Here is a 12955-nt window from a genome sequence, read left to right on the forward strand (position 1 = left end):
CCGTCAGCACTCGGGCCTTCCTCAACCGGGTTCGGCGCCGGAGTGGAGGCCTCTGGTGCAGCAGGGCGGTAGTTCTCGCTTGCGGTCTTCGGCTCGCGAGTCTTCAACGCGGTGGGGAACATCGCGTCAGGACGGTCGCCGGTCCACGACATCAGGGACACCTTGCCAGGCTGAGCGTTGTCGGCCTCTTCGTGGCAGGCACTCGGCGCGCCCATACCGAGGTTGGCCATGAGATCGCCACTGGCTGGATCGACGCCACCAAACGGATCCAGCGAGGACACACCACGCGGGGTCTCCGGTGAGGTGGTCGGAATGACGTAGCGGTCGTCATACTTGGCAATCGCCAGCAGACGGTACATCGCCTCCAGGTCCTTGCCTGTCATGCCGACGGCACCTGGAATCGCCTCGTTCGTAGGCTGGCCCAGGTTGATGTCGCGCATGTAGGAACGCATCGCGGCGAGGCGGCGGAGTGAAAGCTCCACGGGGACGGTATCGCCAGCGGTGAACAGACCAGCCTGGTACTCCAGCGGGATACGCATATTTGAAATTGCGCTGAGCAACACCTTGTGGTCCTCGCCGTCGGCGCCAGTCTTCGTCACCTGATCAACGATCGGCGACAGCGACGGGATGTACCACACCATCGGCAGCGTGCGGAACTCCGGGTGCAGTGGCAGCGCCACACCGTAGGTGAAGATCAGGTCATAGATCGGTGAGTTCTGCGCAGCCTCGATCCAGGAGTGAGGAATACCCTCTTCGGTTGCCGCGCGGACGACCTCAGGGTCATGGGGATCGAGGAAGAGCGACTTCTGCGCCTCAAAGAGGTCTTTCTCATCGGGTGTCGACGCCGCCTCTGCAACACGGTCCGCGTCGTAGAGCAGGACGCCAAGGTAACGCAGACGCCCCACACATGTCTCCGAGCACACGGTTGGCTGGCCGACCTCAATGCGCGGGTAGCACAGCGTACATTTTTCGGCCTTGCCCGTCTTGTGGTTGAAGTACACCTTCTTGTACGGGCAGCCAGAGACGCACATGCGCCAGCCGCGGCAGCTGTCCTGGTCAACAAGGACGATCCCGTCCTCAGTGCGCTTGTACATCGCGCCTGACGGGCAGGAAGACACACACGTTGGGTTCAGGCAGTGTTCACAGATGCGCGGGAGGTAGAACATGAAGGACTCTTCAATTTCCTTCTTGACCTGCAGGTTCATCTTCTCCAGGACTTGGTCGTCGTCCATGGTTGCCGTCGAACCACCAAGGTTGTCATCCCAGTTCGAAGACCAGGAGATCGTGTCGATCGGCTTGCCAGTGATCTGCGACTTCGGACGCGCAGTTGGCTGCGTCTTCTGCCCAGCCGGGGCGCTAATGAGCTTCTCGTACTCATAGGTCCACGGCTCGTAGTAGTCCTCGATCGTCGGCATGTTCGGGTTGTGGAAAATAGTGGCCAGACGCTTGATACGCCCACCCTGGCGTGGCTTGAGCTTGCCGCTGCCGTCAAGCTTCCAGCCGCCCTTCCACTTGTCCTGGTCCTCCCACGAGCGCGGGTAGCCCACGCCGGGACGGGTTTCAACGTTGTTGAACCAGATGTACTCCGTGCCTTCACGGTTGGTCCATGCCTGCTTACAGGTCACCGAACACGTATGGCATCCGATGCACTTATCCAGGTTCATGACCATGGCAATTTGCGCCATTACTCGCATTAGTACTGCACCTCCTGGGAGCGACGACGGATGCGGGTAACTTCGTCGCGGTTGTTGCCGGTTGGGCCAATGTAGTTGAATCCGTAAGTCAAGTGACCGTAGCCACCAGCCACATGCAGTGGCTTAATGGTGATGCGGGTCAGCGAGTTGTGCGTGCCGCCACGTCGGCCGGAGCGCTCATTCAGCGGCGTGCCCACTGTGCGTTCCTGCGCGTGGTTCATGATGACCGTCCCCTCCGGAATACGGTGGGTGACCACAGCACGCGCCGAGACAACGCCGTTGCGGTTGTAGAGCTCAACCCACTCATTGTCCTTGACACCGATCTTCTGTGCATCCGTGTCAGACATCCACACAACCTGCCCACCGCGGGAGATGGAGAGGACGTGGAGGTTGTCGAAGTACTGGGAGTGGATCGACCACTTGTTGTGTGGGGTGAGGTAGCGCACCGTGATCTCCGGGTTGCCGTCCTCACCCTTGAGGACCTCGCCTGGGCGAGTCTCGCCGTTGAGACGCATGCGGTCAAGCGGTGGCTTGAACACAGGAAGCTGCTCGCCGTAGTCGATGAACCAGTCGTGGTCGATGAAGTAGTGCATACGACCGGAGAGCGTGTTCCAAGGCTTATCCATCGCCAGGTTCAGGGAGAACGCGGTGTAGCGGCGTCCATCACGCTTGTCGCCGGACCACTCAGGAGAGGTAATGACCTCTTGTGGGCGTTCCTTAACTTTGTCCCAGACGATCTGGGCGTCCTCGGTGCCTTCCCAGAACTCGCTTGTGTCCGAGCCGAGCATCTTGCCCAGATTCTCGAAGCCGTTGCGCGCAACCTCACCGTTGGACACACCCGAAAGGTGAAGGATCGCCTGTGCTGCCTTCACGGCGGAGTTCAGTGCAGGCCGGTCACCCGCAGAGGCAGTTTCAGCGACGCCGTTCATGCCGAAGAGCTCACCAACCTGCTTTTCGACGTTAAACGGCGTGCCGTGTACATTCGTGCCAGCCTTCTCGGTCAGTGGGCCGAAAGACATCCACTTCTCGAAGATCTTGGTGTAATCACGCTCAACTGGAACCAACTTTGCCATCGTTTGGCCCGGAACCATGCCGACTTCCTTGACATCGGGCACCACGCCGTTTGCCATGTTCGGGTTGATCTCATCCGGAGCGTCGTGAGAGATAGGCGCAGTGACGACGTCCGTCTGCACTCCCAGCCACTTGCCGGCCATGCGGGAAACAGCGTCGGACATATCGCGGAAGATCTCCCAGTCGCTTCGAGCCTCCCACGGCGGGTTGATCGCAGCGTTAAAGGTGTGGATGAACGGGTGCATGTCCGTCGTGGACAAGTCGTTCTTCTCGTACCAGGTAGCCGCAGGGAAGACGATGTCTGACACCAGGGTGGTTGAGGTGTTACGGAAGTCCGTAGTCATCATCAGATCGAGCTTGCCCATCGGTGCCTCTTCGCGCCAGCGAATCGACTTCGGGCGCTCACCCTCGGCCAGCTCCTCCGCGGAGACATCCGAATCAACGCCCAACATGTGGCGCAGGAAGTACTCGGTGCCCTTCGCCGACGATCCCATCAGGTTCGTGCGCCAGTTCAGCAGGATGCGAGGCCAGTTCTCCGGGGCATCCGGATCCTCAGCAGCGAACTCCATCTGACCCGACTCGAGCTGGTCGACGATGTAGTCCTTCACATCCATGCCCGCCTCCTTGGCTTGCTCAGCGAGCAGCAGTGGGTTGCGGTTGAACTGCGGGTACGACGGCATCCAACCACGCTTCATGGCCTCGACCAGCGTCTCCGACAAGAACTTATCTTCCGACGCACCCTTACGCGCCAGAGGCGAGGCCATCCTTGAGGCCTTCGAGTTGTCGTAGCGCCACTGGGAGGTAGTCAGGTAGTAGAACCCGGTGGTGATCATGTGACGCGGTGGACGGTTCCAGTCATTTGCGAACGCGTACTGACTCCAGCCCGACTGCGGACGCAGCTTCTCTTGGCCCACGTAGTGCGCCCAACCACCACCGTTGACACCCTGGGTGCCACACATAGAAGTCAGTGCGAGGAAGGTGCGATAGATGGAATCCGCGTGGACGTAGTGGTTCACGCCTGCGCCCATGATGATTTGGGAGCGGCCCTTCGAGTCCAGTGCGTTCTGCGCAAACTCGGTGGCGATGCGTTCGATCTGCGCAACTGGAACATTGGATAGCTCCTCGGCCCAAGCAGGGGTGCCGACCTCGGAGGCGTCGTTAAAGTCAGCCGGCCAGGAGCCTGGCAGCTGCAGCGTCGGGCGGTTCACGCCGTAGTGCGCAAGCATGATGTCGTACACGGTGGTGACGGTGCGGCCAGCAATCTCACGGACTGGGACACCGCGACGGTATACGCCAGCGCCGATAGGACCATCCGAGTCCAATGCCTCACGCGAAGCATCCATGTCGAAGCGTGGGAAGCACACCTCGGCGGTGCCGTAGGAGTTGGTATCCGCCATGGACATCACCGGGTTGGCGTTGTCATGGCGCAGGTTCCACTTGCCGGGTTCGGTCTTGTAGTGGTCCGCGATGGTGCCACCTGGGTCGACAACAGTGCCGTCTGCTTCAATGTTGAGCAGGCGGTACTGGGCGTTATCGCTGTTGGCCAGGGCGGCGTCATCAAGCTTGTCTGCGGTGAGGAACTTTCCTGGAGCGAACGTGCCGTCCTCGAGCTGATCAAGCTCCACCAGGAACGGTGCATCCGTGTACTTGAGCATGTAGTCCATGAAGTACTGCGGCTGCTGCGTAACGTGGAACTTGCTCAAAATGACGTGGCCCATCGCGAAGGCGAGGGCGCCATCGGTGCCCGGCGACATGCGCATCCATTCGTCGGCGAACTTCGTTGCATCGTTGTAGTCAGGGGAGACCACGACAATCTTGGTGCCCTTGTAGCGCACCTCAGTCATGAAGTGGGAGTCCGGGGTACGGGTCACCGGGATGTTGGAGCCCCACATCATCAGGTAAGAGGAGTTGAACCAGTCGCCGGATTCCGGCACATCCGTCTGGTCGCCGAACGTCTGCGGGGAGGCAGGCGGGAGGTCCGCATACCAGTCGTAGAAGGACAGCATCGCACCGCCGATGAGCCCCAAGAAACGGGTACCGGCAGAGTAGGAGACCTGGCTCATCGCAGGAATCACTGTGAAGCCAGCGATGCGGTCTGGGCCCCACTGCTTGATGGTGTACACGTGCGCTGCTGCCGCGATTTCGACGGCCTCTTCGTAGGCCACGCGCACCAAACCGCCCTTGCCACGGGCGCCGACGTATGCGCGGCGCTTGACCGGGTCTTCCTGGATCGCACGCCAGGCAAGTACTGGATCGCCGTCGTGCTGCTTCTTTTCGTGGCGGTACATCTCCAGTAGCGCGCTGCGCACATACGGGTAGCGGATACGCGTCGGTGAGTAGGTGTACCAGGAAAATGAAGCGCCACGCGGGCATCCGCGAGGTTCGTACTCTGGGAAGTCAGGGCCAGTGGTGGGGTAGTCGACAGCCTGGGACTCCCAGGTGATGACGCCATCTTTGACGTAGACCTTCCAGGAACAGGAACCTGTGCAGTTCACACCGTGCGTGGAGCGCACCATCTTGTCGAAAGACCAACGGTTGCGGTAAAACACGTCAGCTTGGCGGCCGCCCTCGAGGAAAATCTGCTGGCCGGAAGGCGTGACGTCGCCTTTGCGAACGAACCCACCAAGTTTAAACAGCGGGTTGGACTGTGTCGCATCAGTCATGGTTCACAATCTCCTTGAATGAAAGTGAGAAAACGGGGTCGTGAATGAAATGGCTGTTAGCCAGGGAACGGTGCGTTCGGGCGGGCGTAGTAGATCCATGCGAGTGTCGTAGCGAAGGTGAAGAAAACTACGCAGCCCCAGAAGAACGTGGGCGCACTCATCAGCGTGAGCAGCACACCAACGATGAACGGCCCGAATGCTCCGATCGCGCCGGTAAACCCGATAACACCGCCTGCCTGGCGCTTCGGCAGAATCATTGGCATCTGCTTGAAAGTGCCAGCGTTGCCGATGCCAGCGAAGACAGACATGGCCAGCATGGTGTAGAAGAACGGTGCCGCGGCGTCACCACCACGGGCAAGGAAAATTGCGGCAATTGCAGTGGTGACCGTCATGCCAACACCAGCAACGAACGTCCAGATTGCACCGCCGTACTTGTCGCACAGTGGGCCCCACAGAGCGCGAACCAGGGCCCCGAGCAGGGCGTACATGAATGCCCAACCGAGCAGCTTCGTCGCGTTGTCGCCGAAGGAGTTCTTCATCAACAGTGCGAGCTGAGCGCCGAATCCGGCGATGGCGCCGAACGTCATCACGTAAATGATGGTGAGGATCCAAGTGTTCTTGTTTCCGAAAATATCGATCTGCTGGCGGAAGTTTGCCTTCACCGGAACGTCCTTCAGCATCAGCCAGGACACGATGACCATGATGATGACCCAAGGGACGAAGAAGGCCGGAACGTTATGCACGTTGATCGCGGTACCTGAACCATCCGAAGCCTCGATCGTGCCGATCATCGTGGTGCCGATGAGCCAAGGTGTCAGCAACAGCACGAACGACATGCCGAGGTTGCCCAGGCCTGCCTGGAGGCCGAGCGCCGTACCGGACTTTGCCTTCGGGAAGAAGTACCCCGTCGACGGCATAAAGCCTGAGAAGATACCGCTGCCGATACCTGTCATAAAGGACAGGATCATGAGCGTCGCGAATGAAGTCTCAGGACTCTGGACCGCAAAATACCAGCCGACCAGTGGGATGAGGAAGAGTGCTGTCGAAAGCGTAATGAGCTTTCGGGTACCAAGAACTGGTGGCAAGAACATCCAAATCAGGCGGAAGATACCAGCCGCCAGTCCTGGGACTGCAGTAAGCCAGTAAAGCTGTGCAGCAGTGAGGTCGAACCCGATCTCATTGAGGCGCGGCGCGACCGCCGCAACGATGTACCAGGTGACGAACCCGAAGAACATCGAAATTGTGGTGATCCAAAGTGTGCGCCATGCGATTCCGGCGTCCCACTTTTCTGGATCTTCAGTGTCCCAACCGGTGAGTACCCGTTGGGAGGTGTCGAGCTTGGACATGTGGTGAAATCCTCTTCAAAAAATGCGATAAAGGTCTATGTGCTCCGGGTGAATAAAAATGTCAGAAAAACCCGCAACTACTTTTAAGAATAGTTGCAGTGAACTGCTACTATCAACTTATCCACGAGAAAAGTCGTGCATAATTACGCAACACGCATGTGTCCTAATTCAAGGATTTGTACATATGCCGGTGTTTGCCCAGGGAAGGAACACTTCATGGAAAAAACAACGGACCCTACAGCGGTAATAATCGTCGTTTCGGACCGAGTTTTCGGCGGCGAGCGAAAGGATAAAGCTTCCCCCGCCGCTATCCAGCTGCTCACCGAAGCTGGATTTCAGGTCGCACCTCCCGTAGTCATTCCAGAGGGTGACAAAGCGCTCAGGGGCGCAATGGCACAGGCGGTGAAGGGCGGGAACTCGCTCATCCTCACCTGTGGTGGTACCGGACTGGGGCCCCGAAACCTCACCCCTGAAGTAAGCGAAGAGTTCATCTCCACACGGCTCCACGGCATCGAAACCCAAGTACTGATCGACGGGCTGGAGCATTCACCGCGCGCCGGACTTTGCCGAGGCCTCATTGGTCTCACTTCCCGGGAGCCTGGTGCAAGCCTCATCGTCAACGCCCCGAGTTCGCACGGTGGCGTGCGAGACACCCTCGGTGTCATCCTTGCGCTGTGGCCGAGTCTGACAGAGTGGGTTCGCTAACCAGACGCTACTCGGTAGCGGGAAACTCGACGTCCCCAAGCTCGTCGAGTTCCAACCGCGTATCGTAGTCGCGCTCAGCGCCAGTGCCCTGGACTCGTACTATGTGCTCAACCGCGTCGAAGAGGCGCTTCGCGGGAATGTCGCGTGAGCCCGCAGCGTCGAGTGCTGCTACCAAGGAGGCTCGGTTCCACACCGCGCACAGTGGTTGCAGATAGCCGTCAACCGCTTCAATGACCGCGACGTCCGCGCCGTCACGGACGGGCTGCGCGAGGACCGGGACCAGTTCAGGGGAGCGCGGTGCGTCGACGGAGACGACGGCGACGAAGGGTGCGTCGATACGCGAGAGCCCCGCAGCAATCCCCGCGACGGGACCCCCAAACGGCGGATCCTCACTTATGGTGGCCACTCCGAGCGGCTGTGGGCTCACCACGATGCGCGGTACCTCATCGGGGATGAGCGAGCACACCGCATCAACGAGGCGGGTGCCGTTCACTTTCACCTGGGCTTTATCGGCGCCCATTCGTGTCGAGCGCCCCCCAGCGAGCACAACGACGCCGACATCCTCCCACTCGTCTCGCACGCTATGCCTCGGGGAGTTCGCGCGACCAGTCTCCGGAGCGGCCACCGGACTTCGCGACGATCCCGATCCGGCGTACAAATGCGGAACGGTCAACACCCTTGACCATGTCCACGATGGCAAGCGCCGCGACGCTGACAGCAGTGAGTGCTTCCATTTCGACGCCCGTCCGGTCCGCGGTGCGCACCGTGGCCTCGATAAATACGTGGTCATCGCGCAGCTCGACGTCGACAACGCAGCCGTGCACTCCAATCGTGTGCGCAAGTGGGAGGAGGTCTGGCACGCGCTTCGCAGCTGAAATACCTGCGACTCGGGCCACCGCCAACACGTCGCCCTTCGGCACAGTGCCTTCGCGCAACGCCTGCATCACCTCAGGCGAGCAAGCGACCTCGCCTTGCGCAGTCGCGTTTCGGACGGTTGGCTTCTTTTCCGTGACGTCGACCATGTAAGCCTGGCCAGCAGCGTCGAGATGAGTGAATTCCATGTTGAGTCTTTCTATTCCTAAAACAGCATCACTGGGACACGCGCAGGGGCGTCGGTTCCGGGGGCAAGGACAGCGATTCCATCGACCGCAGGCAAGGAAGCGACGAATCCAGAGCCTCCATGCCCTCCGGCGAACGCTTCAGCGCGGACCGCTCCGCGTTCGGCGCGAAGGCACACAGGCACAAAGACATGCCGCTCAGCACGCGGGGCAGGGAAGTGCGTATCGACGTCCGCCATCACCGTAGCGCGTTCGTCCACGGTGCAGCGTGTGTTGTCTCCAGCGCTCGCGCGCAGCAGCGGGATCGCGTACAACGCGCACGAGACAAACGCGGCAACAGGGTTGCCTGGTAGGCAGATGAACGCAGCGCCAGACCAACGGCCCACGCCTTGCGGGCTTCCGGGGCGCTGGGCCACGTGCCCGAACCACATGTCTGGATCGGATTCCGTGATGGCGCGGACCACGTCGTACGCGCCCGCGCTGACGCCGCCTGTGGTGACCACGATGTCCGCTTGCTCCGCGGCCCGCTGTAGCAGGGCTTCGGTCGAGTCCGTGTCGTCGTCAGCGTGCATCGTGATCACATTGGCGTAGCCGCTTTCGCGCAGCAGTGTTGCCACCATTGGCAGGTTTGAATCTGGAATCTGCGCACCGTGAATGTCGCCCGGCCAAGCGACGAGCTCGTCGCCGGTAGAGACCACAGTGACAGTCGGGCGCTCGAACACATCCACTGTGCGCACTCCTGTTGCGACGAGTGCGGCGAGCGTACCTGCATCAATCCGGGTCCCTTTGCGAGCAACCACGTCACCGATACCAACATTCTCACCCGCGTGACGAATGTGGGATCGCCCAAGGTCTGCGGTATGAATTTGCACTTCGTTGGGCAGCGGATGAGGACCTCGGGGGATGTTTGTCTGCTCGACCGGAACGATATGGAGGCCTTCTTGCGGAGGCACCGGTGCGCCGGTCATGATGCGGACCGCGTGGCCGGGTGGGCAGTTGATCGCCTCATGTCCGGCGGGAATTTCACCAGCTACAGGCAGCACCCAAGGCCCCTCGCCGCAAAGGTCCGTCTCGTGAGCTACGAAGCCGTCGACCGCCGAGTTTGAAAAAGGCGGAACCGGAAACCTCGCGACTACATCTGCTGCAAGTACCTGGCCTGCGCAGTCGCTTAATGGCACGTCGCGTTGGATGCGGGGGCGCGCCATCGCTAAGACGCGCGTCAGATGATCATCGATAGAAGGAAGAGTACCCATTAGTTGCTAACCACCAATTTCGCTCATGAGGCGCTCCGGTTGCAGGAAGCCCTCGTCATCAATGCCGTGTCCGGGTTTCTTCAGCCACATCGCCTTGGACCAGAGGTCTGCCAACTCCGCATCGGAAGCGCCAGCTCGCATGACATCTCGAAGTGAGACCTCGTCAGCCGCCTTTGAAAACAGGCACGACCGGATGGAGCCGTCGGTTGTCAGACGGGTTCGGTCACACGCCCCGCAGAAGGGGTGCGTCACCGATGCAATAATCCCAAGCTTGCCTTTGTGGGTGCCGTCGGAGATATCCCACAATGCAGCAGGGGCGGAACCCCGTGGCTCCACAGCAGGCGAAAGGGTGAAATCTTCGCGGAGCCGCTCAACCAAATCATGGGCGGTGACCATGTCGGCTCGCTTCCACTGCTCGCGAGGGCCAAGTGGCATTTGCTCAATGAAGCGCAACTGCAGTCCGCGCTCTAGCGCGAAGCGCACAAGATCCGTGACACCGTCTTTGTTCACGCCAGGCATGACCACGGCGTTTACCTTTACCGGGTGGAGGCCAACCTCCACCGCGGCGTCGATGCCTGCGAAGACATCGTCAATCCGATCACGCCGTGTGAGTTGCGCGTAGAGCTCCCGATCCGTCGTATCAAGAGAAACGTTGACGCGGTCGAGGCCGGCGTCGACAAGCGATTGCGCGCGATGGGCAAGGCCTAGCGCATTCGTGGTTACTGCCGTTGAAGGAGCAACTCCTTCATCGGTCCGCATTGCCTTTGTCTCGCTGATGATGTGCTCAAGCGAGCGGCGTAAGAGAGGCTCACCCCCTGTGAAACGGACCTGCCGAATGCCCAGCCGCTCTACCGCGAGCCGGATCAGGCGGATCGTCTCTTCATCCGTCAGCGCCTCTTCCGTCGGCATCCACTCGAGGCCCTCCGCCGGCATGCAGTATGTACAGCGCAGGTTGCAGCGGTCGGTGAGACTGACCCTGAGGTCTCGCGCCGTGCGCCCAAAACGATCGTCGAGCGTGCGCGGCGCAGGCTGCTCGCCAGGGTCCAGGCTGGCGTTTGGCGCGAGAGGTCCGTCGGAGTCAGCGCGGGGCGCTAACGGCGACGCAAGCGGAAGATGAATGGGCATAGTGCTGTCAATAATAAGTAGGAAACGTGCAAGGTCAAGAATTAGTAGCGGAAAACCCGTATTTATTGTTCGGGCTCTTGCCTCTTTCTTCCACGGTTGCCCGGTCCGGGTAAGGCAATGATTTCGTAGTCGCCATTGGCCAGGTGCTTCCGCAGGTCCTTCTTGTCGAACTTGCCCACCGATGTTTTGTCAATGACATCGACGAACGTCCAATACTCAGGGGCCATCCACGTTGGCAACACATCGGCCAGACTCTTGCGCAGCTGCGCAGCTGTCTCAGCGGTGCGGGGAATATCGTCCAGCAGCACGGTAATCGCCAGCGGACGCTCGCCCCACTGCCGGTCGGGGAATCCAATCACCGCGCACTCGATGACATCCTCTGCTTCCATGATGAGGTTTTCTACCTGCGCGGAGTAAATCCATTCGCCGCCAGAGCGGATGACGTCGCGGGCACGGTCGTACAAGGTCATATACCCATCGGCGGTGACGGTGCCCACATCTCCCGTGCGCAGCCAACCATCTGTAGTGAAGTGGTGGCGGGCATCGTTAATCTCCTTGCCACGGAACGTCGAGGCGAGCTCACCCTTTTCCTGGGTCGGCGAGTGGTAGTAGCCGCTTGCAACCAAGTTGCCGCGCACTTGAATCTCGCCCTGTGAAAGATCTGTCGACGCCATCACCTCGCCATCGTTGACCACCCGGTACTCAAGCCACGGCACAAAACGTCCCTGCGACACCCGGTACGCCTGGCGCGCTTCGCCCGATGCGCCGGACGGTGGGCGCGCCACCGTGCCCACCGTCGACGTTTCCGTCATGCCCCAAACGTGGATGACGTCGACGCCGTAGCGCTCTTCCCACACCTTGATCAACGCTGGCGGAGCAGGGGAGCCGCCGACAAAAATCTCCTGCAAACTCATACGCTCTGGCGGCGTATGCAGGTAATGCACCATCAGCTGGATCCACAGGGTAGGCACTCCATGCGCCACGCGCGGATGCGTTGAGGCAATGATTGTTGCAAGCGTCGGAGCGGAAACATCAGCGCCGGGCAGCACCAACGGAGCACCAGTTAAAAACGCTGCGAATGGCACGCCCCAGCTCAACACGTGATAAATGGGGATGCAACACAGAAACGATTCGCCGTGCGTAATCGCCAGGGAGTCGGTAGAACGAAGCGTCATCGCCTCTAACCAGAGGGAGCGATGCGAGTAGGCCACGCCCTTCGGGGCCCCTGTTGTCGCAGTGGAATACACGAGCGCGGCGGCGGTATTCTCAGGCTGCTCCGGCCACAGGTAGCGGGTAGATTGGCCGTCGAGAAGTTGCTCGTAGCTGTGCACTTGAGCTGTGCCCATTGACAGCCCTAGTATGTCCTCGCCGAGCAACGCACCCGTAAAAACGACGTGCTCTACCAACGGGCAGAGCTCCATGACCCGAGAAAGCTTCTCTGCCAGACGAGGATCCGCCACGATCACCTTCGCCTCCGAGTGGTTTACCACATACGCGATTTGATCTGGCATCAGCTGTATATTCAGTGGGGTAAAGACGGCGCCTTTTGCGGCGGTACCGAACATCACCTCAATATGCTCGGAGCAGTTGAACATGAATGTTGCCACGCGCTGGTCGGCGTCAATACCAAGCAGGATCTCGGCTGCGTTGGCAAAAGCGCTGGCTCGCGCGCCAATGTCCGCGAACGTGCATTCTTCAGCACCCGTGAGGCCCCACGTCGTACACTTCGTCGAAGCGTGGGCGGTACGCCCATACTCCAAAATGCGACCGACGGAAAACGGCACTTCCTGCATGGTTGAAAGCATGGCACCACTTTAGCGTGAATCGCACACCTACAGCCCAAACATGGGTTACAATACTGGGCGGATCACGCGCGTCGCACAAGGTTGGTCGCGCACCCAGTCTCACCGATCCGCTTCCTCCTTTTTGCAATCTACGTGCAGTGGCGTAGTTTTATTACATGGTTTTCACTGACCATGGGGGAGCGCGCAGGCAGTTCAGTTACTGCTAATGAACTTGCAGCGCACAGTGAACGTAACG

At 60.1% G+C, this 12955-nt stretch carries 8 protein-coding genes and 1 pseudogene; 1 reads left to right on the forward strand and 8 read right to left on the reverse strand.

What is annotated here, in order from left to right; genetic code table 11:
- Positions 1-113: 113 nt before the first annotated feature.
- From narH to BJP08_RS05330, 3 genes and pseudogenes are all read right to left on the reverse strand, one after another.
- A pseudogene (narH, locus tag BJP08_RS05320) lies at positions 114-1694 on the reverse strand (nitrate reductase subunit beta); the annotation flags it as partial.
- The gene (locus BJP08_RS05325; RefSeq protein ID WP_071568636.1) at positions 1694-5428 is read right to left on the reverse strand and encodes a nitrate reductase subunit alpha; all 3735 of its coding nucleotides are present in this window, start codon (positions 5426-5428) and stop codon (positions 1694-1696) included. The gene BJP08_RS05325 and the pseudogene narH, both read right to left, overlap by 1 nt.
- Positions 5429-5484: 56 nt before the next feature.
- On the reverse strand, positions 5485-6774 hold the full coding sequence (locus BJP08_RS05330) for an MFS transporter (protein WP_071568637.1): 1290 nt from the start codon (positions 6772-6774) through the stop codon (positions 5485-5487).
- Between the two features lie 216 nt (positions 6775-6990).
- Here BJP08_RS05330 and BJP08_RS05335 point away from each other — a divergent pair, with 216 nt between their 5' ends.
- Positions 6991-7479, forward strand: a complete 489-nt coding sequence (locus BJP08_RS05335) for a molybdopterin-binding protein (protein ID WP_071568638.1) — start codon at positions 6991-6993, stop codon at positions 7477-7479.
- 7 nt (positions 7480-7486) lie between these two features.
- Here BJP08_RS05335 and BJP08_RS05340 read toward each other — a convergent pair whose 3' ends face one another.
- The 5 genes from BJP08_RS05340 to BJP08_RS05360 all read right to left on the reverse strand — a co-directional run bounded on the left by BJP08_RS05340 (position 7487) and on the right by BJP08_RS05360 (position 12720).
- Positions 7487-8059: a molybdenum cofactor guanylyltransferase gene (locus tag BJP08_RS05340; RefSeq protein WP_071568639.1), complete on the reverse strand. Its 573-nt coding sequence runs from the start codon at positions 8057-8059 to the stop codon at positions 7487-7489.
- Between the two features lies 1 nt (position 8060).
- Positions 8061-8540 carry a cyclic pyranopterin monophosphate synthase MoaC gene (gene moaC / locus BJP08_RS05345; protein WP_071568640.1) on the reverse strand — a complete coding sequence of 160 codons (480 nt, stop codon included), beginning with the start codon at positions 8538-8540 and terminating at the stop codon, positions 8061-8063.
- A gap of 17 nt (positions 8541-8557) precedes the next feature.
- Positions 8558-9790 carry a molybdopterin molybdotransferase MoeA gene (locus BJP08_RS05350; RefSeq protein ID WP_071568641.1) on the reverse strand — a complete coding sequence of 411 codons (1233 nt, stop codon included), beginning with the start codon at positions 9788-9790 and terminating at the stop codon, positions 8558-8560.
- 6 nt (positions 9791-9796) lie between these two features.
- Positions 9797-10915 carry a GTP 3',8-cyclase MoaA gene (gene moaA, locus BJP08_RS05355; RefSeq protein WP_071568642.1) on the reverse strand — a complete coding sequence of 373 codons (1119 nt, stop codon included), beginning with the start codon at positions 10913-10915 and terminating at the stop codon, positions 9797-9799.
- A 62-nt stretch (positions 10916-10977) separates the two neighbouring features.
- Entirely contained in the window at positions 10978-12720 is a 1743-nt protein-coding gene (locus BJP08_RS05360; protein WP_071568643.1) for a long-chain fatty-acid--CoA ligase, read from the reverse strand.
- Positions 12721-12955: the final 235 nt, after the last annotated feature.

Source organism: Corynebacterium sp. NML140438 (genome assembly GCF_001875725.1).
Taxonomy (GTDB): Bacteria; Actinomycetota; Actinomycetes; order Mycobacteriales; family Mycobacteriaceae; genus Corynebacterium.

What these genes read in the sequence shown, in the direction of transcription:
- BJP08_RS05360 (WP_071568643.1), bottom strand. Translation starts at nt 12,720, where the DNA reads ATGCTTTCAACCATGCAGGAAGTGCCGTTTTCCGTCGGTCGCATTTTG.
- BJP08_RS05335 (WP_071568638.1), top strand. Translation starts at nt 6,991, where the DNA reads ATGGAAAAAACAACGGACCCTACAGCGGTAATAATCGTCGTTTCGGAC.
- BJP08_RS05350 (WP_071568641.1), bottom strand. Translation starts at nt 9,790, where the DNA reads ATGGGTACTCTTCCTTCTATCGATGATCATCTGACGCGCGTCTTAGCG.
- moaC (WP_071568640.1), bottom strand. Translation starts at nt 8,540, where the DNA reads ATGGAATTCACTCATCTCGACGCTGCTGGCCAGGCTTACATGGTCGAC.
- moaA (WP_071568642.1), bottom strand. Translation starts at nt 10,915, where the DNA reads ATGCCCATTCATCTTCCGCTTGCGTCGCCGTTAGCGCCCCGCGCTGAC.
- BJP08_RS05330 (WP_071568637.1), bottom strand. Translation starts at nt 6,774, where the DNA reads ATGTCCAAGCTCGACACCTCCCAACGGGTACTCACCGGTTGGGACACT.
- BJP08_RS05325 (WP_071568636.1), bottom strand. Translation starts at nt 5,428, where the DNA reads ATGACTGATGCGACACAGTCCAACCCGCTGTTTAAACTTGGTGGGTTC.